This window comes from Aliamphritea spongicola (assembly GCF_017051665.1).
GTDB classification, from domain to species: Bacteria; Pseudomonadota; Gammaproteobacteria; order Pseudomonadales; family Balneatricaceae; genus Amphritea; species Amphritea spongicola.
Map to the genome: position 1 here is coordinate 632,853 of NZ_JAFIDL010000002.1, position 23,948 is coordinate 656,800.

A 23,948-nucleotide genomic window follows, 5' to 3' on the forward strand; every position below is an offset into this window, starting at 1 on the left:
AATTCTGGCATGCTATATTGCATGACACAATTTTTTTATTGCATGACATACAATATGTGGTATCCCGATAACACCGGCGCCCGGATGGGCGTGAACGAACTGGTATTCGCCATCGAAGAGGCCATTACCCGGCATGAACTGAAAGTGGGGGACCGTCTGCCGCCCCAGCGCATCCTCGCATATAAACTGGGGGTGAATCCCACGACCGTGTCCCGTGCTTATCAGCGGGCGGCACAGAAAGGCCTTGTTGGTGGGCAGATTGGCCGTGGCACCTATGTGCTGGGTAACAGTAATGCGGCAATGTTTGCGCAGGCCATCGGCGTCAGTGATGCTCTGAAGATCAATCTGTCGATCAATAAGTTGCGTTGTGACGAGGTTATCCTGAAGCTCAACAAGCAGATTGAGGCGGCCAATACCCTGGCCAATACTCCGCAGTATTACGAATATATCAGCAACGATCTGGTGTTACGTTTCCAGCGTGCAGTAAGCCAGTGGCTGGATACCTGCCGGCAGGTTTCGTTTAATGAAAATCAGATTCTCGCCCTGCCCAGCTGTCAGTATGGACTGCAGATGATCTTTACCCGGTTGCTGAATGCCGGTGATGCCATTCTGGTGGATGAGTTTACCGCCCCTGGTATTATCACTGCCGCCAAGCAGCGGGGCCTGCGCTTGTTCACCTGCAAAGGAGATGAGCAGGGAATCACCCCGGAAGGTTTGGCTTCTGCCGCAAAGCAAACCGGTGCCCGCATGCTGGTGACGATTCCTTCCCATCATTCACCGTTAGGCTTTTCCCAGTCTGAAGCCCGTCGCCGGGCGCTGGCGGATGAGGTTCGCCGGCTGGATCTGTTACTGGTGGAAGAAGATATCTATGGCATGTTCGACACGCCGGCACCGGTCAGTGGTTACATTCCGGAACACAGCCTGCTGGTGTCCGGTTTCAGTAAGTGCCTGAGTGGCGGACACCGGGCCTCGTTTATCGCTTCCGCCAATCCGGTATTGCATAAGTTACGGGAGAATATTGTTGAAACCGCCTGGCTGGTGTCTGCCAGTGCTGCCAGCCATATCATTACCGCCATTGAGCATGGCCTGATCGATAAAGCAATTCAGCATTGTCTGGCGGAAATGAAACGGCGCAATGCGTTGCTGAATAAACGGTTGGGGCTGCAGTTACCGCTGACCTCACCGCATCACTGGATAGCCAGCGGTGTGCTGGATATCCGGGGGCTGAAGGCCGTCGGGGTTGATGTTGCCGAAGCCAGGCATTTTGCGGTGAATCCTTTGGATGATCCTCTGAGCCACTGCCGGCTCAGTGTTAACGGTGTGGATGACGAAACCTATGAGCAGGGGCTGAACTTACTGGCCGGCTTTGTACAAAAACAGGCTGTCTGACGCTGGCGTAATTTTATAACAGGCCGTCGCTTTTATTGATCTGCGGGTACGACTCACGGTGGTACTTTGCAGAAAAATAATAAGGAGACCGCCATGTCCCGCCCTTACTGGAATGAAACTCTGGAAACGCTGCCCGCTGGGCAGCTGCGTAAGCTTGAGTCGGCTGCGCTGCAGAAACAGATGGCATATGTTTATGCCACCAGTCCTTATTACCGGAAAAAATTTGACAGCGTGGGCCTCAAACCTGCGGATATTCAGTGTCAGGAAGATCTGGCTAAGTTGCCATTCACGGAGAAAACCGAGCTGGCGCAAACCCAGCGTGAAGGCGAGCTGATAGGGCCGAACCAGTGCGCCTCTATGGAAGACATTATCCGGATCGTGGGTACCGGCGGTACCAGTGGCCAGCCAATGCGTCTTGCTTGGACGCAGAATGATGTCCGCGGATACAACGAAATGGGCGCCCGGGCACTGTGGGCAATGGGTTGCCGGCCCTCAGACTTTGTCGTGAACTGCTTTAACTACAGCATCTATGCCGGCGGTGTTACGGACCATATGGCTTTTGAAACCCTGGGGGCGACTGTGTTGCCTTATGGGGTGGGTAACTCCCGCCGGCTGCTGGATATGAAAGCGGATATGAAAGTTGAAAAAGCGCTTTATTCAACGCCGTCTTACGCGATACGTCTTGCATCGGTTGCTGAGGAAATGGGCATCAACCTGCGGGATCTGAATGTTAAAAAAGGTTTCTTTTCCGGTGAAGCCGGCATGCAGGTACCGGGTTACCGGGAGCGGATTGAGAACCTCTGGGGGATGGAAGCCCATGACCTTTACGGGATGGCGGAGCTGGGCGTACAGAGTGCTGAATGTGAGCATAATACCGGGCTGCATTTCAGCGGTGCGGGCGAGGTTATTGCCGAGCTGATCAACCCGGACACTGAAGAAGTGATTCCCATGGAACATGGGCAGATCGGTGAGTTAGTGTTCACCAATATCAACCGTGAAGCCAGTCCGCTGGTCCGTATGCGTACCCATGACTATGTCGAGGTTTATACCGATCCGTGCCCCTGTGGCCGTACCGGTTTCCGGTTCCATACCCGTGGCCGTACCGACGATATGGTGGTCATTAAGGGGGTGAACATTTTCCCGATGGCCATTCAGAAGACCCTGCTGGCAATGCAGCCCCGCCTGACCGGTGAGTTCCAGATGGTGCTGGATAAAGCCCCGCCGATTGATTACCTGCCAATACTGAAAGTAGAAGTGGCCTCTGGCCAGCCTGCCGCAGCGTTACCGCAGCTGACAGAAGATGTGGCTCTGCAGCTCTATAAGCAGTTAGGGTTCAGCGCCAACATTGAATTTGTCAAAGCCGGTGAAATTGCGTCGGAGCATAAAACCAAACGGGTTATCCGTAATTACTGAACAGGAGAGCATCATGACGATTGAATACAAAGTTCAGGACAAGGTGGCCTGGGCAACACTGAACCGGCCTGAAGCGCTGAATGCCCTGAACGATGAACACCTGACGGGGTTGCTGGAGGTAGTGGATAAGGTCCGCAACGATGCCGGTGTCCACGTGCTGGTGATCTCTGGCACGGGTCGGGCTTTCAGTGTTGGCGGTGATATCAAGGAAATGCACGGCAGTACGGATGAGCAGTTCCATGTGACTGCCAATTATTATCAGCGCCTGACTCAGGAATTGCGCGCATTGGATAAACCGGTCATAGCCGCTCTGAACGGCCTGACACTGGGTGGTGGTCTGGAAGTCGCCTGTATGTGTGATGTGCGGGTTGCTGCAGCTTCTGCAAAGCTTGGCTTGCCGGATGCACCACTGGGGTTCAGCCCTACCGGTGGTCTTACCTTCCTGTTACAGCGAATCATCGGCTTTGGCCGCAGCCTGCATATGGCGCTGGATGCTGAACCGGTCAGTGCAGCAGAGGCAGAGCGTATCGGTCTGGTGACCCGGGTGACGGCTGATGAAGATTTTCTGGCAGACACCCATGCTTTTGCGGCCAAAGTAGCCAGTTGGTCCCGGGGAGGCATGGCCCGCACAAAAGCGGCATTCTATGGCGCCAGTGAAGCCAGTTTTGAAGATACCCTCGCGCTGGAAGCCCGGTTTGATCTGGAATGCTTCCAGTCTGCCGAAACCCGTCAGGCACTGGCGGATTTTGTTGAATCCCGCAAAAAGAAGTAATACGTGCCGGTTTCTTCTGTTTCTGCAATATCCTCTGAGAATAGTTTCAGCGTCGGCTTTCGGTTGGCGTTGGTACTGCTGTGCACCGCCATCATCATTGCGACATTTGGTTTCGGGTTATATCTGTTCTCAGCGCTGGCGACGGATATGCGTCAGGAACTGGGTTTCAGTTATACCGCTGTTGGCAGCATGATTGCACTGGCACAACTGGGATTTCTGGGGGCGTCGCTGGGCAGCAGTGCACTGGTACCACGCTGGGGAGAGATCCGGGTCGTGCTCAGTGCCGCAGCACTCTGTGGCCTGAGTTTACTCTTGCTCGGGGCTGCCAGTGATGTCTGGTTAATAGGGTTGTTGCTGGTGGTTCTGGCGGCCTGTGCCGCAGCTGCCTGGACGCCCATGGTCGGGCTGATTGCCCGTTATATTGACTATCAGCACCGGGCTAAAGCCATGGGGCTGATCGGCAGCGGTACCAGCTATGGGATCTTCATCAACGGGTTAGTGTTGCCGTGGTTACTGCCGGATTATGGCTGGCGTTCGGTGTGGTTTGTGCTGGGGGGTTTAACCCTGCTGATCACTGTGCTGGCTGCTGCAGTGATGCTGCGTCAGCAGAAAACGGTAATTTCTGATGAAGAGCCGGGGATTCTCAGCCAGTTACCTCTGCTACGGGAGGCCCGGCCCTGGGGACTGCTGGCGGGAGTATTTCTGGCGGGGATCAGTTTCATTGCATTTATGAATTATCTGGCCATGTATGCCCGGGATGACCGGCAACTGAGTGTAGAGGTTTGTGGTGAACTGCTGATGATTATCGGTGCGGTCGGGATGTTTGCCGGTGTTATCTGCGGCATTCTGGCTGACAGGCTGGGTATCCGTCCGGTGATCGCCCTGATGTGTCTGGCTTTTCTGATTGCGGCTGCCCTGGTAAGTGTGGATGCAGATATTCCTGGGCTGTATGTCGCTGCGGGATTATTCGGCAGCGCTTATGTCGGATATTTCGCCATGGTTCCGGCGTATATTGGCAAAAGATACCCGGCAGCACTGGCGACCAGTTTGTTTGGCGGGGCAAACTTTGCCATGGCCGGTGGTGCGATGCTGGGGAATTTTCTGGGCGGCTGGAGTAAAACTCTGCTGGGTAACTTCAGCGCGGCGTACATCAGTGCAGCAGTCATCGCCATGGTACTTATTGTGCTAACTCTGCGTTTGCAGAAGGAGTCAGGCTGATGTTACGTGCGCTCAGTCAGGGCAGTTGTTACCGGGTAGGGTTAGTACTGCTGCCGGGGTTTTCGATCATGTCGCTGGCCTCGGTGATCACACCGCTGAACAGTGCTAACCGCATCAGTGGCCGTCAACTGTATCACTGGACAACCCTGAGTCTGGCGGATGAAAAGGTCATCTCGGCGGATGGCATGCCGTATCCCGTAGATACGCCACTGGCAACCGCTGCTGATTTTGATGCAGTGATTATCTGCGCAGGAGAGAATCCGCAACTGAGTTGTATGGAACTGTTACGTCCCTGGCTGCTGGCACGGCTCAAACAGCGGCGCAGTTATCCCCTGGAGCTGGGGGCACTGGATGCCGGCAGTTATGTGCTGGCGCAGATGCGTTTACTGGATGGTTACAGCTGTACCGTGCACTGGGATTATCTGACGGTCATGCGCGAAAGCTTTCCTCAGGTGGAAGTGACCAACAAGCTGTTCGTGTTCGACCGGAACCGTTTTACCTGTGCCGGGGCCACCGCCACGCTGGATATGATGCTGTATCTGATTTGTTACCATCAGGGGGGCGAGCTGTGTGCCGCTATCTCGGAACAGCTGAACTGTGAACGTATCCGTGATGAACAGGAAAGCCAGCGGGCACCGCTGCAGAACTATCTGGGGGTGGGGCAGCCACAACTGATTGAAGCAATGGCGCTGATGGAAGCCAATCTGGAGGAACCCATTTCTACTGCAGAGCTGGCGTTACTGGTGGGGGTTTCCCGTCGGCATCTGGAGCGTCAGTTTCAGAAATATTTGCAGACCACACCGACCCGATTTTATCTGCAATTACGTTTACAGCGGGCCCAGCAGTTATTACGGCAGACAAATATGGCATTGCTTGAGATCGGGCTGGCGTGTGGGTTCGCCAATAAAAACTATTTCTGTAAATGTTACCGGGATTTTTTTGGCACCCCGCCCGGGGAAGAGCGCCGCAATGTCCAGGGGGCTGCTGCCAGACGGTCTGCCACCACACCTGTTTTGCAATGAAACCGCCATCCGGCGGTTTTTTTATGGATTTTTGACATGTTTCTTCTGTCGTTTGAGTTCAGGTAAATGTGACATTTAAGTCATGTTGGCTAAGCTGTCAGAAGCCAGAATGGCGTATATCCGATAACAAAAATAAACCGGATATTCAGTATTACCGATATTGCTAGTGCACTGAATATCCCTTCCGGAGACGCTCATGGATAACGAAATTTATCTGACCCGCGAATATCAGCGCTATGCCGAAGGTACCGAAATCGGTGCACCGCTGCAGCTGTACCGTTGCGAAGTATCCCCTGACTGGGTGGACTACAACGGCCATATGAGTGAGTCCTTTTTCCTGTTTGCCTTTGGTGATGCGTCCGATGCCCTGTTCCGCTATGTGGGGATCGATGAAGCTTACCGGGCGTCAGGCAATTCTTTTTATACCGTTGAAACCCATATCAATTACTTTCTGGAAGCTTCAGAAGGTGAGCCGCTGTATTTCACCACCCAGTTACTGGGGCTGGATGAAAAGCGCCTGCACTTTTTCCACAGCATGTATCACGGTGAGACCGATGCTCTGCTGGCAACCACTGAGCAGATGTTACTGCATGTGGATATGGAAGCAGGCAAAACCGCACCGATCCGTGCAGAAGTGCATGGGGTGCTGGAAAAAATTATGCAGCGTCACACTGATATGCCTAAACCGGCGCAGGTCGGCCGGGTGATGGCCGTGAAGGCAAAGTCCTGACAAACAAGCTTGCTTTAAAACCTTAATCCTCTGCTGTGTGAAACAGCAGACTGTTTTCAGCGAATAGAATGATTGTCTGATCCGCCTGGTCGGAGGGATGCTGCTGTTCGCTTAACCGAAAAATATTAATAGGTGCCCTTATGGAATTCTCCGTCAGCAGCGAACAGCAGATGATCATCGACACTGTTAAAGCATTTGTGGAACAGGAACTGTATCCCCATGAAGCGGAAGTGGAACGGACCGGTGTGGTCAGCGATGAGATTCATGAAAAGATTAAGCAGGCTGCCCTGGACTGCGGTCTGTATGCCGCCAATATGCCGGAAGAGCTGGGTGGTGGTGGCCTGGATGCGGTGACGCTGACATTGCTGGAAAAAGAGCTTGGCCGTGCCAGCTTTGCCCTGCAGTACATCGTTGCCCGCCCGAGTAACATTTTGCTGGCCTGTGAAGGCGAACAGCGGGAGAAATACCTGTTACCGGCGATTCGCGGGGAAAAGGTGGATTGTCTGGCGCTGACCGAGCCGGATGCCGGTTCCGATGTGCGTTCTATGAAGTGCCGCGCAGAGCGGGACGGTGATCATTTCATCATTAATGGCAGCAAGCATTTCATCAGTCATGCGGATGTCTCTGACTTCGTCATTCTGTTTGCCTCTACCGGTGTGGAAGATACGCCACGGGGGCCGAAGAAGAAAATTACCAGCTTCCTGGTGGATATGGGTACACCGGGCTTCACCGTTGAGCCGGGTTACAACAGTGTCTCTCACCGGGGTTACCAGAACTGTATTCTGAACTTTGATAACTGCCGGATTCATGAATCTCAGATTCTGGGTGTGGAAGATCACGGTTTTGATGTGGCCAATGAGTGGTTAGGCGGTACCCGTTTATCGGTGGCTGCAATGTGTCTGGGCCGTGCCGAGCGGGCGCTGGAAATCGCCGCTGACTGGGCGGCGGAACGAAAGCAGTTTGGCCAGACAATTGGTAAGTTTCAGGGGGTCTCGTTCAAACTGGCGGATATGTCGCTGGAACTGAAAGCCGCAGAACTGCTGACCATGCATGCGGCTTGGAAGCTGGATCAGGGCAATATGACCGATACCGATGCGGCGATGGCGAAACTGAAGTCTACGGAAATGCTGGGGATGGTATCCGATGAGGCGATTCAGATCCTCGGCGGGATGGGCCTGATGGACGAACTGCCACTGGAGCGTATCTGGCGGGATCACCGGGTTGAGCGGATCTGGGACGGTACCAGTGAAATTCAGCGCCACATTATTTCCCGTGCGCTGCTGCGTCCTCTGGAAGCTTAATACTGCCTGGCAGAAGGAAGGTGTCTGTGTCTGAAATTGATAAGAGCCGTTTTGCCCGCTTGCTCAAGCCCCGCTCGATCGTTGTGTTTGGCGGCGCGGGGGCCCGTTATGCAATTGTTGAAAGCCAGAAGTTGGGATTTGACGGCGAAATCTGGGCAGTGCATCCCTCTCACAGTGAGATGGCCGGTGTGAAGTGTTATCCCAGCATTGCTGACTTGCCGGGAGTGCCCGATGCCGCTTATGTGGCGGTGAATGCTGAAGCTGCCATGGAAATTGTCGGGCAGCTGAGTGAAATCGGCTGTGGCGGAGCGGTGCTATATGCCTCCGGCTTTGCTGAAGTGGGTGAAGAAGGTGCCGAACGCCAGCGGTTGCTGGTGGAACGGGCCGGCAGTATGCCGATGATCGGGCCAAACTGTTACGGGGTACTTAACTGTCTGGATAAGGCGGTGCTCTGGCCGGATCAGCATGGCAGCAAAGCGGTGGATAAAGGCGTTGCGGTGATTACCCAGAGCGGCAACATCGGTCTGAATATCACCATGCAGCGTCGTGGTTTGCCGCTGGCCTTTATGTTTACCATGGGGAATCAGGCGAACGTTGGCGTGGCGGATGTCATGGACGCGCTGCTGGATGATCCGCGTATTACCGCGATCGGCCTGCATATCGAAGGTCTGTCTGATATCCATCATTTTGATGCGGTGTGCCGGCGGGCGCTGGAAAAACGGATTCCGGTAGTGGCAGCCAAAAACGGCCGCAGTGAAGCGGCGGCCAAGATTGCCATGAGCCATACCAGCTCGCTGACCGGTTCTGACAAGCTTTTTGATGCACTGTTCAAGCGTCTGGGGATTGCCCGGGTGGATACGCTGGAAGAACTGATTGAAACCCTGAAACTGGTGGCCATTGCCGGGCCGTTAAAGGGTAACCGGGTCGCTTCCATGAGTTGCTCCGGCGGTGAAGCCGGGGTTATGGCTGATCTGATCGAGCGTCATGATCTGACGTTCCCGGCGATGACCTCTGAGCATCAGGCGCAGGTTCGGGAGACTCTCAGTGAATATGTGGTGGTGGAGAATCCACTGGACTATCACACCTTTATCTGGGGTGATGAAGCACGTAAGACAGCAACTTTCAGTGCCATGATGAGCGCCGGTTACGATGCCACTATGTTATTGCTGGACTGGCCCAGTTTTGCGGATGCCGATCCTGCGCCGTGGAATGCGGCCATGCACGGACTGATCAATGCCAGCCAGGCGACCGGTCATCAGGGAATCCTGCTGGCGTCTTTGCCGGAATGTCTGCCCCAGGCGGCGATCGATACCTGCGTGCAGGCCGGGGTGGTGCCGATGATCGGGCTGGACACCTGTTTACGGGCTTTATCTGCTGCGTATCAGATTGGACTGAAGCACCAGCAGCCAGCACCTTTACCTCTGTTGCACAGTGCCATGTTCGATGATGAACAGGCAGGCCGCAATATTGATGAGTACCAGGGGAAGCAGGCGCTGGCTGGTTATGGCCTGCAGATCCCGGCAGGTGAACTGGTCAGCAATGCTGATGAAGCCGTCAGCTGTGCCGAACGCATCGGGTATCCGGTGGTGATCAAGGCGGTCAGTGATACCATCGTGCATAAAACGGAACAGGGGGCTGTGCAGCTGTTTTTGCAGTCCGCGGAAGATGTCCGTGACGCAGTATCGCGGATGGCCCATCTGAGTGATGCGTTTCTGGTGGAGCAGATGCTGACGGAAACCGTCGGTGAGTTGCTGATAGGGGTGACCCGGGATCAGCAGTTTGGTCCGTCGCTGGTGATTGGCTCCGGCGGCATTATGGTGGAGTTGCTGAAAGACAGCGCGACCCTGTTGTTACCTGTTACTGAAACCGATGTCCGGGAAGCAATTACAGGGCTGAAAATGTTCCCTCTGCTATCAGGATTTCGTGGCAAGCAGGCCGGTGACATTGATGCCTGTGTGAATGCTGTTATGGCGGTGGCTGAATACGCAAGTCAGCGGCGGGATACTTTATTGGAACTGGATATTAATCCGTTGCTGGTGGCACCTGAGGGTTCAGGGGCGTATGCGGCGGATGCCTACATCCGTATTGGTAAGGAATAAAGGCGATGAGTGAAGCATTACAACTGGTGCGTAACGGCGCCATTTTGGAAATTACCCTTAACCGGCCAAAGGCTAACGCCATTGATGCCAAAACCAGCGCAGCAATGGGGGAAGCCTTTTTGGCATTCCGGGATGATCCGGAACTACGGGTAGCCATTATTACCGGTGCTGGCGAGCGGTTCTTTTCCGCTGGCTGGGATCTGAAAGCGGCAGCAGAAGGTGAGGCGGCCGACGCGGATTTTGGTAAAGGCGGCTTTGCCGGCCTGACAGAAATTTTTGACCTTGATAAGCCGGTGATTGCGGCGGTAAACGGCTATGCTGCCGGCGGTGGTTTTGAACTGGCACTGGCTGCAGATATGATCGTGTGTGCGGAACATGCCATGTTTTCACTACCGGAAGCCGGGCTGGGGATCATTGCTGACAGTGGCGGGGTATTACGTTTGCCAAAACGTTTGCCGGCGGCAATTGTTAATGAAATGCTGATGACTGGTCGTGCGATGGATGCTCCAGAAGCCGCCCGCTGGGGGCTGGTGAATAAGGTTGTCAGCAGCGAGCAGCTGATGGACAGTGCCCGTGAACTGGCGGAGCAGGTCGCTGCCAGTGCACCGCTGGCCATTGCGGCGATTAAGGAAATAACCCGGACCACCGCTGAAATGACGGTTGAAGAAGGTTATGGACACATTCGCAGTGGGGTGCTGAAGCATTATCCGGATGTGCTGCACTCGGAAGACGCTCAGGAAGGCCCCCGGGCGTTTGCTGAAAAGCGTGATCCGGTCTGGCAGGGCAAGTAAGATCTGTAATGAGACTGTGTAAAGAGGTGCTGAGATGACGGCAGATGCTGTACCTGAAAAAATCGGTTTTCTGTTACAACCGCGATTTTCGATGTTGTCGTTATTCAGTGCGCTGGAGCCACTGCGGGTGGCGAACCGCTTCGGCGGGGAGCTGTTCAGCTGGCACTTCTTTTCGCAGAACGGTGAGTCAGTTACCTCCAGCAGCGGTATACCGGTTGCGGTCGAAAACAGCATTGAGCAGGTAAACGAATTTCCGACTATGTTTGTCTGTGCCAGCTTCGAGCCGGAAGCCGGTCTGGATAAAGCCTTGCTGAACTGGCTGCGGCGGCTGGACCGTCAGGGAACCGTGCTGGGGGGAATTGAAACCGGCTGTTATGCCCTGGCCCATGCGGGCTTGCTGGATGAGCACCGGGTGGCGTTGCACTGGGAAGCGCGGCCGGCGTTTGAAGAAAGTTTTCCCCGGCTGAAAACCTCGGAACAGCTGTATCAGGCGGACGACAAACGGCTGACCTGCGCCGGCGGTATTTCAGCGATGGATATGATGCTGCATCTGATTCAGAACCGTCACGGGGATGCTCTGACAGGCCAGGTATGTGATGCCTTTATGCATGACGGTATGCGCCAGCCTGGCCAGCTGCAGCGGATGCAGACGGTGGAGCGTTTTGGTGTCCGGCATGCGGATGTGGCGGAAGTGATTGAACTGATGGAGCAGAATCTGGAAGAGCCCCTGACCGCTTCCGAGCTGGCATCATTCAGCGGTGTACAGCTACGCCAGCTGGAGCGGCTGTTCCGTAAGCATTGTCATGACACGCCAACCCGTTTCTATTTACGTTTACGGCTGGAGCGTGCCAGGCAGTTACTGAAGCAAACCCAGATGACAGTGGTGGATGTCGCGGTTGCCTGCGGTTTTCGGTCGCCGGAATATTTCTCCCGCCGTTACCGGGCTGTATTCGGTATGGCGCCCCGCGAAGACCGTAAAATGGCGCCTGAACTGTCCCGGATGGCGCTGGGGCAGGATATATCTGCCGGGCTGGAAAACGGTTCATTGCAACATCCGCTGTAATTATCTTCAGCGCAAAAAAAAAAAGCGAAGCTGCTAGCTTCGCTTTTTTGTATGCGGAGGCAGGTATTACACCTTAGTCAGCCAGCCGTGCTTATCTTCAGCCTGGCCCCACTGAATGGCATTCAGTGCCTGACGCAGTTTCACTGTGGTAGCACCGACACCGCCGTTGCCAACTTTGTAGTCCTGGCCGTTGTGGATCAGGGTGCCAACCGGTGTCAGAACGGCTGCGGTACCGGACAGAGCCGCTTCGCAGCCTGGTTTCGCAGCACGTTCCAGCAGCTCCTCAACGGTTAGTTCACGCTCAGATACCTTCATGCCCATATCGCGGGCCAGGGTCAGAATGGAGTCGCGGGTCACACCGTGCAGGAAGCTTTCATCCAGTGCTTTGGTGATCACTTCGTCACCGTCGATCAGCAGGAAGTTTGCCGCACCGGTTTCCTGAACATCGCCATTCGGGCAGAACAGCACCTGATCGGCCTTAACGTCCTGCTTGGCACGCATAATCGGGTTCAGAGCGCTGGCGTAGTTACCGCCGCTCTTGATCATACCCATGTGGGCTGCGCAGCGGGCACCGTTTTCTTCCAGCAGCAGACGCAGAGTCGTATCGCCACCGGAGAAGTAATCACCTACAGGAGACAGCAGGATGTACTGTAAAGAAGTTGCTGTTGGCGCAGCAGCCTTACCGATGGCCGGTTCAGTACCTACGTGAGTAGGACGGATATACATGGAGCCCGGTGGTTCAGGTACGTCGCTGGCAAAGCGGCCAACGATATCCAGAATCATTTTTTCAGTGGCAGCTTCATCAATCTCAGGCATCGCCAGCAGGCGGCTGCTTTGTGCAAAGCGGGCGATGTTCTGATCCATACGGAAAATCTGGATAGAACCGTCAGCGTGACGGAACGCTTTCAGACCTTCAAAGCAGGTGCTTGAGTAGTGTAATACGTGCGAGCCAGGGTGCATCTGGATGCTGTCGCTGCTGACCACTTCAGCATCGCTCCAGCGGGTTCCATCGAATTGTGAAATTGCCATTTCAGGCATAAAAACAGTACCAAACGCGGCCATTGACTACCTCGGAAAATTAAAACGTCAAACAAGCTAAGGCGAATGCACGCGGTATGAGAGTAAAGCCCTCAGTGGATACTGGATGCCTGCACAAAAACTGCTACATCTGTGCGGGGAATGGGCGTTGCTATTTAGCCGGCTGCCGGCGAGGGCGTCGTGCAAAACCTCGATTAAATACAAAGAGCCTGATTGTAACACCGGCGCTGAAAAAGGGAATTGGCCAGCTTACAAAAATGCATGAAACCAGTTGTTGCAGGGGCCGGTTTCGTCAGGAAACAGAAAAATACCCTAAAAACCCCCTGAAACCGGGGTTTTCGCAGCAGATCGGTGTTAACTTGGCCGGTCAGCGAGTATTATTTGCGGCTCGGCTCTGATGTTAGTATCAGGCGGTGTTTTTTTTGAGTGTTACAGAACAGATTTCCGGTGTGTAAAACCGGTCATCACAGGTTTTTTCAGACGTTATGCAAAATATCTTTTCCAGACTTTCCGATGTGGCAATGGCTGCCCCTAAACGTGCGTTTTGCGCCATTGTACTTTTGGTTCTGGCTTTTGATTTAGTGTTGGTACGTGATTTTGGCTGGGTGCTGGAAAATTTCCAGGGGAAACGCTTCCTGGTGAATTATGGGCTGAGCAGTCTGGCGCTGGTGTTACTGACGATTCTGCTACTGCCGTTACGGACCTATGTTGGCCGTACCGTTGTGATTGCGCTGATTCTGATCCCGCAGCTGGTGCAGCTGTCGTTTTTCGCGATCTACCGGAATTTTGTATCTGTTTTTGATTTACGGTTTGTTGCGGAAGATCCTCTGCTGACGCTGATCCTGTGGCTGGATAATGCGGCCATCTTTAAACCGTTGCTGCTGATTGCGCTGGAACTGCCGTTATTACTGTTGCTGACGCGCCTGCCGTTGCGACCCCGCTGGTGGGCCAGGGGCATCTCCGGGGTGTTTGGCAGCCTGCTGTTTCTGTTGCTGGCCTTTAACTGGTACGGCGTGACGAAATTTCAGTTCAGCAGTCTGGCGTATATCGGTACGTTTCCGGGACTGATCGAACAGCAGGTGTTTGCCGCAAAACTGGTTGAGAAACCGGTGCTTGAAAAGCAGGTAGCGGCAAAAGATGCACCTAATATTGTTTTTGTGGTGGGTGAGTCCCTCACCAAGAGTCAGATGGGCGTGTACGGTTACGACCGGGATACCACGCCGAATCTGCAGCGACTACTGGATGTCGGAGAGCTAGTCCTTTATGACAATGCGGTGAGTATCGGTACTAAGACTCTCAGCTCTGTGCCTTATATGTTAACGGGCCTGCAGGGGATCGACCCTCACGGCAGAGTGTATTCAGTCCCGACGATTTTCAATTACGCCAAGGCGGCGGGCTATCAGACGGCACTGATCACCGCGCAGGATTTTAAATGGCGCAATGTGGATCAGATGTTCCTGGACGGCGATCTGGATTATTTTCAGGAAGGCACTGACTTCAGCAGTAATATTTCGGTGTCGATCGGCGCCGATGATATGACGGTGTTAGAGAAGGGCGTGATGCCTTATCTGAAGCAGGCTAAACAGTCTGATGCGCCCTATATGCTGGTTGTTCAGATGAACGGGAACCATTATCCGTATTCAAAACATTCGCCGGATGAGTTTAAGAAATTCCTGCCGGAAGAAGATGAGAACGGAGTGAATGCCTATGATAATTCCGTGGCTTACAGTGACCATTACTTCAATGAGTTGATTAACGCTATTCGTGCGGATGATCCGGATGCCTGGATCTTCTTTTCAACGGATCATGGCCAGAATATTGATTCCAAGAATTCGCCTTACAACTATGGTTATGGCCTGGGTACTACACATAACGCAATGTTTGCCGTGCCGCCTGCCAGCGAAGCCGCTGCAATGCAGGTAAATACAGACCGGCCGGTCAGCAGTGCGGATATTTTTGCCACCATTCTGGGGCTGATGGATACCCGTCCGGTGAGTGATATCGATGGCGAGAACTTACGGGAACCGATTGATCCTGAAAGGCTCAGAGTGATTTCAGCGTATATGAAAACCCTGCATAACGATCCTAATGCTGTGCTGGTTTTTCCTGATCTCAGTTACCTGCATATCGACTTTGAGCGTAAGAGCGCAATCTTACCTGAAGACGGCAAAGTGGTGCCGTATACCAAGTTACCGGACAATTACCGGCGTTTATTTGACCGTTACCTCAATCCGCAGCAAGAAGGCGCAAATGATGGCTGAAAAAATCCTGATAGTAGGACCCTCCTGGGTAGGCGATATGCTGATGAGTCAGTCTCTGTATCGTTTACTGAAGGCTCAGCAGCCGGACTGTCAGATTGATGTACTGGCACCGGACTGGTGCCGGGCGGTGCTGGAGCGGATGCCTGAGGTGGATAACACGGTGGCCATGCCGGTGGGACACGGGCGTTTACAGTGGAAGGTACGTAAGCAGGTTGCTGAAGGGCTTAAGGGCCGTTATGACCGGGCACTGGTCCTGCCGAACTCTCTGAAATCTGCGCTGATTCCCTGGATGGCAGGGATTCCGGTGCGCACCGGCTGGAAAGGTGAGTTGCGTTACGGTCTGCTGACGGATCTCAGAGCGCTGGATAAGAAGGCTTTTCCGCTGATGGTGCAGCGGTATATTGCGCTGGCTCAGGCGCCCTGTGCATCCGGTGATGACCTGCCGGAAATTTTGCGGCCTGAATTACAGGTTGATGCTGATGCTCAGGCTGAACTGAAGGCCGCCCATGGCCTGACGGATAACTACATTGGCTTATGCCCCGGCGCTGAGTTCGGCCCGGCCAAGCGCTGGCCGGATTATCACTATGCTGACCTGGCGAAACAGCTGATCAGCGCGGGCTTTCAGGTGTGTATTTTCGGCTCTGCTAATGATCAGGCGGTCAGTGAACAGATTCTCGCTCAGCTGAGTGATGCAGAAAAACAGGCTTGCGTGGATTTATGCGGTAAAACGTCCCTGCAAGCAGCGATTGATCTGCTGGCAGGTGCCCGGGCAGTGGTCAGCAATGATTCCGGCCTGATGCATATGGCGGCTGCGCTGGGAACCCCTCTGGTAGCGCTCTACGGCCCGACCAGCCCCGATTTTACCCCGCCGTTAACGGATAAAGTTGAAGTTATCCGTCTGATTGATGGCTATATCAAAATCCGTAAAGGGGATGCTGATCAGGGATATCACCAGAGCATGATTGATATCAGTCCGGCATCGGTATTCAAAGCGGTTGAGCAGCAATTATCATGAGAGTGTTAGTTGTAAAGACCTCTTCTATGGGCGATATCATCCATACCTTGCCGGCCCTGACAGACGCTGTGCAGGCGATTCCCGGTATCCGTTTTGACTGGGTGGTTGAGGAAGGTTTTGCTGAGATCCCCCGCTGGCATGCAGCAGTGGATAAGGTAATTCCCGTGGCAATCCGGCGGTGGCGTAAGCAGCCACTGAAGACCTGGAAAAGCGGGGAGTGGCAGGCCTATAAGCAGGCGTTGCAGGCGCGGGACTATGATTTTGTGATTGACGCTCAGGGGTTAATCAAAAGTGCCTTTCTGGTAACTCGTTTAGCAAAAGGTGTGACCTGCGGTTATGACAAAGCCTCGGTGACTGAGTCACTGGCAACCAGCTGTTACCGCAATACCTATACGGTGGACCGTCAGCAGCATGCGGTTGAGCGAATCCGGCAGTTGTTTGCATTATCTCTGGGATATGCGCTTCCCGGGGAGAAAGGTGATTTCGCCATCCGTCAGCATTTTTTGCAGAAGGCGCAGGATGAACAGCCATATCTGGTCTTTTTGCACAGCACCACCCGCGCAGACAAGCACTGGCCGGAAGCATACTGGCAGCAGCTAATTGAACGGGCTGCCGGTGAAGAGTTCAGAGTGAAACTGCCCTGGGTGACTGCTGAAGAGCTGGCCAGAGCAGAGCGCCTGGCGGCTGATAATCCATTTGTGGATATCTTGCCCAAGCTGAATTTACACGATGTGTCTGCGGTGATTGCCGGTGCAACCGCCTGTGTATCTGTTGATACCGGCTTATCGCACATGGCGGCGGCACTTGACCGGCCAAACATCACTTTATTCGGACCGACAGACCCCGGGCTGGTGGGCGGTTACGGAAAAAATCAGTTATCGCTGGAGGCCAAAATGCAGCCGGCAGTGGATGTTCAGATTGAGCCTCAGGTGTTTGCTCCGTTGACGGCGGATATTGTGTGGCAATATTTACAGGAAACACTCCGCCGGAGTGAATGTCAGGCCGGGGAAGCGTAATGGGGATTAAATTACAGATTAATCGGCAGTTTAGTGATCTCAAAGAAGAGATAGAGAACCTTGAGGGCTTGTTCTCAGGCTCTGCAGAGTCGATTCACAAAGCACGTAATGAATTACGCATAGTCACCCTGAAAGGTAAGCGCTATGTGCTGAAAGCCTTTAAAGTGCCGGGCTTTCCTGCCAATGCTATTTACGGGCTGCTGCGGGCATCCAAAGCTTATAAGTCTTATCATAACTCCATACTTCTCAAAGATTACGCACCCTGCCCGGTGGCATATATGGAGCAGCGGCAGGGCTTTTTGCTTCAGCAAAGTTATTACCTGAGCGAAGCCTTTGATTACGATTTTACTATCCGTGAACCTTTACTGGATGCGGACTTCCCGGACCGGGAAGCGATACTCAGAGCCTTTGCGCGGTTTTCCCTGAAATTGCATAACGACGGTTTTTTTCACCGGGATTATTCGCCGGGAAATATTCTGCTGAAGCGGGACGGTGATGATTTCGTGTTCAAAGTGGTGGATGTAAACCGTCTGAGTATCTCAGCGCTGTCGGATACTGACCGTGCCCGGAGTTTTTCCAAATTGTGGGCCAAGCCGGAAGATCTGGCTGTCATTGCGGAAGAATATGCCCTGCATACAAAGGTAGGTAAACGTTTTGCGGATGATGTTGTAAAGTTTTCCGAGAAGAATAAAACCTTTAAAAACTTTAAGAAGCGGCTTAAGGGCAAGCCGGTAACTGACTAGAGACTGATTGCTGTCATATGGATAAGCATCCCTGGGATCACCATTCCGATCAGCCCTATCCGATACGGGACCGGGCGTATAAAAAGCGGATGAAACGCCGTCACAGAAAAGATCTGCTTAAACTGGTTCTCACGAGTTTAATGGTCTTCCCCATTGCCTTGCTGCATTTTCTCTTTAACCGTAACACCGGCATGCAACGTGCAGATGCGTCTTTTTTTGGCTTGTGTATTAATCTGGATAAGGGGGAAGAGCAGTTCCGGCTGCTTGATGAGCTTGACTGCCAGACGGTGCAGTTCAGGGTCTTTCTGCGTGATTTTACCCAGCGTAAGGACGAGTATCTGGCGTTTGTGAAACGCTGTCAGGGGCGGCATCTGCTGATTACCCTGGTACAGGATTCTGACTGTATTGATGATCACAGTGGGCTGCGGTCGGTTCTGGAGGATGTGTTTGCGACCTTCAATGGCTTGTGCAGTGAGTATCAGGTGGGTAATACCATTAACCGGACTAAATGGGGATTCTTCTCCGTCAGGCAGTATCTGGATTTTTATCAGGTCGCTCAGCAACTTAAAGATGAGAAGTACCCGGAACTGACTTTAGTTGGCCCTTCTGTTATTGATTTTGAGTATCACTATCTTATTCGGGCGATGTTCAGCCTTGCGAATGTGCATTTTGATAAGGTTTCTTCACTGCTTTACGTCGACCGGCGGGGAGCGCCGGAAAATACTCAGCTGGGGATTTTTGATACGGTTAATAAGATTAACCTGTTGCACAGTATCTGCCGGTTAAGCCCGAAAAGTTCAGACCGGATATTACTCACAGAAGTTAACTGGCCGTTATCCGGTACTGCGCCCTGGGCGCCGACCAGCGAAACAGAGTGTGTCAGTGAAGATGATTACGCCCGCTTTTTATTACGTTACCACCTGCTGGCGCTGGCCAGCGGTAAAGTGGAGACGGTTTACTGGCACCAGTTAATTGCGCCGGGTTATGGTTTGATCGATACCCGGGAAGGTATTCGTTACCGCACTGCGTTTAAGGTATACCGGGCGATGCTGAAGCATTTAGGCGGTGCTGAACAGCTTCGCTATTCTGAAACTGATGGTTGGCATTGTCTTGAGTTTATTCAGCAGGGGCACAAAGGCCGTGTACTCTGGAGTGAGCAAGGGCAGAAATCAGTTGCAAGTCTGACTAAGCCTGACGAGGCTGCATTTGATCTGTGCGGCGAACCTGCAGATGCTGATCTGCAGGTCGGCACTGATCCCGTCTATTTAATCCGGCCAGTTTAGTCGCTGGCCGATGGCCGGCTTTGAACCTGAAACAGCATCTGGCTGAGTATAATCAGCAGACCTGTATACATGATGATGCCGTTGTTCAGGAAGATCATGTCCTGCGTCAGATTGGCAATGGCAAATACCAGCCCGAAGCAGAGCAGGGCATAGGCGTAAGGCTGCTCTTCAGAGCTGCCCCGGCGGATAGCCGATACTGCTATATAAACCGGCACCCACAGGAAGGTGCATAAAATCGCCAGACCAATTAGCCCGCGGCGAGCGACTGTGTTCATGTAAGCGTTATGTGAGCTGTCAAACCGTTTCAGTTTTTCAGGAAAACGCCCCTGATCAACCTGCTGGGTTTTATACTCGACTAAGCGGTTTTTACCCACACCTGTGATCGGAGAGGTTGCAGCCACTTCACCTGCAACCTGCCAGAGATTAAAGCGGATACTGGTTGAAGTGGCTGCTTGGGAATTGTAGTTTGAAATTTCTGCTACAGCCTGCGCTAAACGGCCTGTTTTAGATATATTCAACGCTAATATAGTACCTGCCAGCAGACTGGATCCGATGAGTACCAGAACAGTTTTTTTTAGGCTGATTTTAAACTTATACGCTTGCAGAGCGATCAGGCAAAGTGCCAGCAGGGGAAGTGTAATTATGCTGCCACGGCTCCGCGATAAAATTCCCGCATAAAGTGCGCCGCAACAGAGTAGACAGCACAGCACATAAAGCAAGAAGTTGCGCTGGGAGCTTGTGTTGCGAGTAGCACAAAGAGCAATACCTGCAGCGCCGATCGCAATTGCAATAGCACCATACTGAATCGCGTTGACGTCGCCATTCACGCGGGCAACACCAAGGTAGTATTTCTCGTAAACAGACTGCATCAGCAGCAATACTGCGCTGAACATAAAGCTGTATATCAGTTGTTGCCGTCCCGGACGCAGGGCATTGCACAGCAGCAGAGCCGGCATTAAGAGGAGTACTTTTGCCGGTGCGTCCAGAATTCTTGGTTTAACGTCATGGAGGAGGACTTCCATGATAAAACTCAGTACGTAGAGTGCAGCAATGATGATGAGCAATTTTTCCGGACGGCTCAGGGTAATCTGCTGGCGGACTTGTTTGCTGAAGAAAAATACATAACTGGCAAGAATTAACAGGCTGGCCAGGTTATAGCTACCTTCGAATGTCACACTTACCAGAACAAAAAAACTAAGGGCAAAGCTAAGGTAATACCGCCCTGCCGTAACAAAATTCAGATTGCTCATTATTTAGTGTGTCCCGATGTTAAGGCGTTCGCCTGTGTCACTTCCCAGTTGATAAATGTGCGCTGTAAGTCGATGAACATTGAGATTTTCTCCTGAGACAGAGCAGGGTTATCCACCGCCGCATCCAAGGTCAGGCTGTCGCCGTGCCATGGGTAAATTTTACTGGTGTCATCCAGGTTTACAGTGCCTTTACTGTTTATCCAGACAGATTCGTTAAACCCAAAGTTGCGTTGTGGGTCGTCCCGGGTCATCAACAGATCCCGGCCACCGATATTGAAATACGGCTTGCCGCTCAGGCTCAGGTTGTACAGTGTCGGCATAATGTCTTTATGGGAGCCGATCCGTTGGCTGTCATAGCGGAACTCCCGGCTGTTGAGAATACTGTCTGGTACCCGCAGGTAAAAAGGTACGGCACTGTCGAGCATGGATTCTTCAGGCAACCTGGCTTCAAAACGGCGCATCTGATGGTCACCGGTAGCCGCGATGACGGTGTTATCGGCCAGCTTATCGCTGGCTTTTACGTCACCAATAAAGCGCCCGAGGCTGTCAGCCGCGTACTGGAATGTTTTCAGAATGTTATCCAGTTCGATTTCACCGCCGCCGGCCCGTGCCTGATATTCAGCCGATACATCTACCGGTCCAGGTGTATAGCTGTCCGGGGTGAAATAAGGCGGATGATTGCTGACGGTCAGGATGTTAATGAATAACGGCTGGTCTGACTCATCGAGCAGTTTTTTAGCCAGTTTAAACGCGTATTCGTCCGGGACTCCCCAGGCGGTCAGCTGACTTTTAGCTTCCGGATATTCTTTCATCAGGAAGTTCTGGTCATACACGACATCAACCCCTTGTAAAGGCAGGTAGTTCACCAAATTACGCCACATCATATTACCGGGGGAGATAAATACGGTTTTATAACCGGCCTCTTTGTAGGGGCGGAAAATACTGCCCGCCAGTGGGGTTTTCTGAGCCGATGAATGGCTGATACTTCGAACCGGGCTGTTAAACAGAATGGCTGCCAGAGACGGTGCTGTGCCGTCCCCTGCGGAGACGAAACGTTTATATAAAAAGTCGGATTCGAAGTGTGGCCGCAGTGCCCCCAGAAGATCATTGCTTTGGGGGTTGTCCAGTTCAAGAATGTTAGACCCCATGCTCTCCATCAGTGCCAGAACTACGTGTGGTGCCTGTGCTTCAAGATAAGGATTGACGGCTGAAGTTTGTTGCAGGGCTTTGTTACCGAAGAGCTTCATATTCAGCTGTTCAACTTCAGCGACTTCTACTTCATCGAACTTGGCATCTTTGCGTTTATCTTTGTTGGCCCAGCTGATGGCGATTAAACCATTGGGGGTCAGCTTATTCAGGATATTCAGGTCAGAAATCTGTGCGTTACTCCGGCGCAGCGGGAATGTATCTACGGACCCGCGGGAGGCCACGGCAAACAGGCTGAAGAAGATCAGACCGTAGCTGATTGCTGCTGTTTTTGACCAGACTGTTGTGACCGGCTTTTTGGAAGATAGGAGGTGGAACAGGGCGCCGGCAATAATCGCTGCGATCAGCGCCCTGATAACCGGATAGTCCTGCCAGATATTTGCCAGTACGGCGACAGTATCGTCTTCCGCCAGGCCAAATATGAAAATATCAAAATGGTTATGGTAGGTTTCGTAGTAATAAAAATTACTGATAGAAATCAGTGTGAAGCCAAAGATAACCAGCAGGCTGTAACCGCGGACGAAAGCGCTGAATCCCTTCCAGGCTCTTTCGAAAGCAGCAAACGCCAGGCCTGCTAAAAACACCGGGACCATAAAAATAGTACTGGCCTTGAGGTCAAATAATAAACCGGTGGTAAAGAGTTTTATCAGGTCGGCTTCTTTGCCTGCCAGTTTGTCGGTGTCCACGAAGGCAATAAACATGGCCAGGCGGGCCAGCAGTAAGATAATGACCGCCGCCAGAACCGTTTCAAAAATAGTTCGGCTGAGCTCTCGGTAACGTAACTGATACATATATTTTTAAAAATATTCTGACGGTTAAAAATTGGCCACATAATATCATGAAGCGTTTACTTTCAGATATCAGGCAGTGTCGTTAAGTTATGATTCCGGTTCAGTTGGCCGGGGACTTTTCCAGGTGTTGCTGTAACCTGGTTTGGATGACGTTTAACTGCTTCCTGATTTTGTAGGTGCGCAGGGGCCGGCAGTGGCGGTAAATAAAAAATTTAAAGCCCGGGTGCCGTGAACCAATCCCGTCTATAACACTGATCCGGTAGCTGCCGTCTTCCTGCCGGGGCAGTAAAATATTGGCAAAGCCAACGTCGACAAACAGGATTGAGTTTTTATGCAGGTAACCGGCAAGACGGTCAATCAGAGTATGGATAAGCGTTTCGCTAAGCAGATTCTGTTCAAGCGCTTCCAGCAGGCTGACCGCATCAGTTCCGTCATGGTTACAGACCCGCTCAAAAATGAGGCCTGGTCCCAGGTCGGTTTCAGTTTGTCCAAAGTAACCTGCCAGCATACTCAGATCTGCTTTGGCTGTTAGCAGGTGCTGATAGTAGACACTTTCAATATTGTTTTGGTTTCTGTTTTTTCCACCTTTGAAAGCGACTTTAATAACTTTGCTGTCGTCATTCGGATGCAGGTAGCAGCGGCGCTCGGATCCCTGGCCAAGAACAGGTGAGTGTCTGAGATGTATCAATGTTGGGACTCTGGTCGCCCCGGTGTTGTCATGCCAGGGGTCATTGGTTAGTATTGTGCGGACTACATCCCTTCCTGGTTGCAACCCTCTGTGAATAACATTTCCTGTGTCATTATCGCTAAAAATGCCGCCGGCTCACTGCCGAAAACATTGGATTCGTTGGCGGATTTCAGCGAGGTCGTAGTATACGATAACGGTTCAACTGATGCCACGAAAGAGATCGCCCGGCAATATGCCAATGTAAAGCTGGTATGCGGTGAATTCTTCGGCTTTGGCGAAACTAAAAATCATGCAGCCTCTTTTGCCAGCCATGACTGGATATTATCTCTGGATGCGGATGAAGTTATCACGCCTGAATTACTGGATGCTATTGCGTCTGCCGAATTACAGCCTGGAAAAGTTTACCGTCTTGTGCGGGTAAATTATTACCGTGATCACGAAATCCGTTATTGCTGGAAGCAGGAACATCTGACACGTCTTTACCACCGGGGTGAGACTAGCTTTAACGACTTTAAAGTCCATGAGTTCGTACTGGATGATGGTTTTGATGTTGTGGTTCTGGATGGCATTCTGAAGCACTATCCTTATTCAAACCTGAGCGATTTTCTGCAAAAAGCAGATCGTTATTCAACGCTTTTTGCCCAGGAGCGGTGTGGGAAAAAACAGTCTTCGCCTGCTAAGGCGGTGATGAGTGCCTGGTTTTCTTTTCTGAAAAAATACCTGTTTAAGCTGGGATTCCTTGATGGCTATCCCGGTCTGGTTATTTCTGTGTCACATATGGTGACCAATTTTTATAAATATCTGAAACTGTACGAAGCCAATAAAGACCGTACAGCGCTCCGTAAGCCTGAGGTGTAGC

20 protein-coding genes are annotated in these 23,948 nt (G+C 52.5%); 16 read left to right on the forward strand and 4 right to left on the reverse strand.

All coding sequences use genetic code 11. The features are described 5' to 3' along the window. Positions 1–54: 54 nt before the first annotated feature. The 10 genes from JYB63_RS09435 (at position 55) to JYB63_RS09480 (ending at position 11,798) form a co-directional block, all read left to right on the forward strand. A complete protein-coding gene (locus tag JYB63_RS09435; RefSeq protein WP_205657607.1) occupies positions 55–1,389 on the forward strand; it encodes an aminotransferase-like domain-containing protein in 1,335 nt (444 codons plus the stop codon). Positions 1,390–1,482: 93 nt separating this feature from the next. Beyond that, positions 1,483–2,802, forward strand: coding sequence for a phenylacetate--CoA ligase family protein (locus JYB63_RS09440; protein WP_205657608.1), 1,320 nt, complete (start codon positions 1,483–1,485; stop codon positions 2,800–2,802). A 13-nt stretch (positions 2,803–2,815) separates the two neighbouring features. Continuing rightward, positions 2,816–3,574 (forward strand): enoyl-CoA hydratase/isomerase family protein, encoded by a 759-nt coding sequence (locus JYB63_RS09445; RefSeq protein WP_205657609.1) that lies wholly within the window; start codon positions 2,816–2,818, stop codon positions 3,572–3,574. Positions 3,575–3,577: 3 nt separating this feature from the next. Next, the gene (locus JYB63_RS09450; protein ID WP_205657610.1) at positions 3,578–4,792 is read left to right on the forward strand and encodes an MFS transporter; all 1,215 of its coding nucleotides are present in this window, start codon (positions 3,578–3,580) and stop codon (positions 4,790–4,792) included. Next, complete coding sequence (locus JYB63_RS09455; RefSeq protein ID WP_205657611.1) at positions 4,792–5,814, forward strand: GlxA family transcriptional regulator; 1,023 nt, start codon at positions 4,792–4,794, stop codon at positions 5,812–5,814. Before JYB63_RS09450 ends, JYB63_RS09455 begins: the two co-directional genes overlap by 1 nt. Before the next feature lie 196 nt (positions 5,815–6,010). Beyond that, positions 6,011–6,544 carry a thioesterase family protein gene (locus JYB63_RS09460; protein ID WP_205657612.1) on the forward strand — a complete coding sequence of 178 codons (534 nt, stop codon included), beginning with the start codon at positions 6,011–6,013 and terminating at the stop codon, positions 6,542–6,544. A gap of 140 nt (positions 6,545–6,684) precedes the next feature. Beyond that, positions 6,685–7,845: an acyl-CoA dehydrogenase family protein gene (locus JYB63_RS09465; RefSeq protein ID WP_205657613.1), complete on the forward strand. Its 1,161-nt coding sequence runs from the start codon at positions 6,685–6,687 to the stop codon at positions 7,843–7,845. Positions 7,846–7,871: 26 nt separating this feature from the next. Continuing rightward, positions 7,872–9,944 carry an acetate--CoA ligase family protein gene (locus JYB63_RS09470; RefSeq protein ID WP_205657614.1) on the forward strand — a complete coding sequence of 691 codons (2,073 nt, stop codon included), beginning with the start codon at positions 7,872–7,874 and terminating at the stop codon, positions 9,942–9,944. Between the two features lie 5 nt (positions 9,945–9,949). Beyond that, complete coding sequence (locus JYB63_RS09475) at positions 9,950–10,735, forward strand: carnitinyl-CoA dehydratase (RefSeq protein WP_205657615.1); 786 nt, start codon at positions 9,950–9,952, stop codon at positions 10,733–10,735. A gap of 34 nt (positions 10,736–10,769) precedes the next feature. Beyond that, positions 10,770–11,798 (forward strand): GlxA family transcriptional regulator, encoded by a 1,029-nt coding sequence (locus JYB63_RS09480; RefSeq protein ID WP_205657616.1) that lies wholly within the window; start codon positions 10,770–10,772, stop codon positions 11,796–11,798. A gap of 66 nt (positions 11,799–11,864) precedes the next feature. Here JYB63_RS09480 and JYB63_RS09485 read toward each other — a convergent pair whose 3' ends face one another. Then, entirely contained in the window at positions 11,865–12,860 is a 996-nt protein-coding gene (locus JYB63_RS09485; protein ID WP_205657617.1) for a branched-chain amino acid aminotransferase, read from the reverse strand. Between the two features lie 461 nt (positions 12,861–13,321). Between JYB63_RS09485 and JYB63_RS09490 the strand changes: the two genes are divergently transcribed. The 5 genes from JYB63_RS09490 to JYB63_RS09510 are packed head-to-tail and all read left to right on the forward strand — an operon-like array spanning position 13,322 to position 19,154. After that, positions 13,322–15,097 carry a phosphoethanolamine transferase gene (locus tag JYB63_RS09490; RefSeq protein ID WP_205657618.1) on the forward strand — a complete coding sequence of 592 codons (1,776 nt, stop codon included), beginning with the start codon at positions 13,322–13,324 and terminating at the stop codon, positions 15,095–15,097. Next, positions 15,090–16,112 (forward strand): lipopolysaccharide heptosyltransferase II, encoded by a 1,023-nt coding sequence (gene waaF / locus JYB63_RS09495; protein WP_205657747.1) that lies wholly within the window; start codon positions 15,090–15,092, stop codon positions 16,110–16,112. Before JYB63_RS09490 ends, waaF begins: the two co-directional genes overlap by 8 nt. Beyond that, positions 16,109–17,128 (forward strand): lipopolysaccharide heptosyltransferase RfaC, encoded by a 1,020-nt coding sequence (rfaC, locus tag JYB63_RS09500; protein WP_205657619.1) that lies wholly within the window; start codon positions 16,109–16,111, stop codon positions 17,126–17,128. The genes waaF and rfaC overlap by 4 nt, the downstream gene beginning before the upstream one ends. Further along, positions 17,128–17,871, forward strand: coding sequence for a lipopolysaccharide kinase InaA family protein (locus tag JYB63_RS09505; protein WP_205657620.1), 744 nt, complete (start codon positions 17,128–17,130; stop codon positions 17,869–17,871). The genes rfaC and JYB63_RS09505 overlap by 1 nt, the downstream gene beginning before the upstream one ends. A 17-nt stretch (positions 17,872–17,888) precedes the next feature. Beyond that, positions 17,889–19,154: a hypothetical protein gene (locus tag JYB63_RS09510; protein ID WP_205657621.1), complete on the forward strand. Its 1,266-nt coding sequence runs from the start codon at positions 17,889–17,891 to the stop codon at positions 19,152–19,154. Here JYB63_RS09510 and JYB63_RS09515 read toward each other — a convergent pair. The 3 genes from JYB63_RS09515 to JYB63_RS09525 form a co-directional block, all read right to left on the reverse strand. Continuing rightward, entirely contained in the window at positions 19,151–20,404 is a 1,254-nt protein-coding gene (locus JYB63_RS09515) for an O-antigen ligase family protein (RefSeq protein WP_205657622.1), read from the reverse strand. The two genes, JYB63_RS09510 and JYB63_RS09515, sit on opposite strands and share 4 nt — an antisense overlap. Further along, the gene (locus tag JYB63_RS09520) at positions 20,404–22,401 is read right to left on the reverse strand and encodes an LTA synthase family protein (RefSeq protein WP_205657623.1); all 1,998 of its coding nucleotides are present in this window, start codon (positions 22,399–22,401) and stop codon (positions 20,404–20,406) included. Before JYB63_RS09520 ends, JYB63_RS09515 begins: the two co-directional genes overlap by 1 nt. A gap of 100 nt (positions 22,402–22,501) precedes the next feature. Then, positions 22,502–23,173 (reverse strand): YrbL family protein, encoded by a 672-nt coding sequence (locus JYB63_RS09525; protein ID WP_336510867.1) that lies wholly within the window; start codon positions 23,171–23,173, stop codon positions 22,502–22,504. A gap of 6 nt (positions 23,174–23,179) precedes the next feature. Here JYB63_RS09525 and JYB63_RS09530 point away from each other — a divergent pair, with 6 nt between their 5' ends. Then, positions 23,180–23,947 carry a glycosyltransferase family 2 protein gene (locus JYB63_RS09530; protein ID WP_336510868.1) on the forward strand — a complete coding sequence of 256 codons (768 nt, stop codon included), beginning with the start codon at positions 23,180–23,182 and terminating at the stop codon, positions 23,945–23,947. The last annotated feature ends 1 nt before the right edge of the window (position 23,948 follow it).

Bases quoted from the DNA above. Each gene is read 5' to 3' on its own strand.
- JYB63_RS09435 (WP_205657607.1), top strand. From the start codon at position 55: ATGTGGTATCCCGATAACACCGGCGCCCGGATGGGCGTGAACGAACTG.
- rfaC (WP_205657619.1), top strand. From the start codon at position 16,109: ATGAGAGTGTTAGTTGTAAAGACCTCTTCTATGGGCGATATCATCCAT.
- JYB63_RS09490 (WP_205657618.1), top strand. From the start codon at position 13,322: ATGCAAAATATCTTTTCCAGACTTTCCGATGTGGCAATGGCTGCCCCT.
- JYB63_RS09510 (WP_205657621.1), top strand. From the start codon at position 17,889: ATGGATAAGCATCCCTGGGATCACCATTCCGATCAGCCCTATCCGATA.
- JYB63_RS09485 (WP_205657617.1), bottom strand. From the start codon at position 12,860: ATGGCCGCGTTTGGTACTGTTTTTATGCCTGAAATGGCAATTTCACAA.
- JYB63_RS09440 (WP_205657608.1), top strand. From the start codon at position 1,483: ATGTCCCGCCCTTACTGGAATGAAACTCTGGAAACGCTGCCCGCTGGG.
- JYB63_RS09445 (WP_205657609.1), top strand. From the start codon at position 2,816: ATGACGATTGAATACAAAGTTCAGGACAAGGTGGCCTGGGCAACACTG.
- JYB63_RS09505 (WP_205657620.1), top strand. From the start codon at position 17,128: ATGGGGATTAAATTACAGATTAATCGGCAGTTTAGTGATCTCAAAGAA.
- JYB63_RS09515 (WP_205657622.1), bottom strand. From the start codon at position 20,404: ATGAGCAATCTGAATTTTGTTACGGCAGGGCGGTATTACCTTAGCTTT.
- JYB63_RS09475 (WP_205657615.1), top strand. From the start codon at position 9,950: ATGAGTGAAGCATTACAACTGGTGCGTAACGGCGCCATTTTGGAAATT.
- JYB63_RS09480 (WP_205657616.1), top strand. From the start codon at position 10,770: ATGACGGCAGATGCTGTACCTGAAAAAATCGGTTTTCTGTTACAACCG.
- JYB63_RS09460 (WP_205657612.1), top strand. From the start codon at position 6,011: ATGGATAACGAAATTTATCTGACCCGCGAATATCAGCGCTATGCCGAA.
- waaF (WP_205657747.1), top strand. From the start codon at position 15,090: ATGGCTGAAAAAATCCTGATAGTAGGACCCTCCTGGGTAGGCGATATG.
- JYB63_RS09520 (WP_205657623.1), bottom strand. From the start codon at position 22,401: ATGTATCAGTTACGTTACCGAGAGCTCAGCCGAACTATTTTTGAAACG.
- JYB63_RS09465 (WP_205657613.1), top strand. From the start codon at position 6,685: ATGGAATTCTCCGTCAGCAGCGAACAGCAGATGATCATCGACACTGTT.
- JYB63_RS09455 (WP_205657611.1), top strand. From the start codon at position 4,792: ATGTTACGTGCGCTCAGTCAGGGCAGTTGTTACCGGGTAGGGTTAGTA.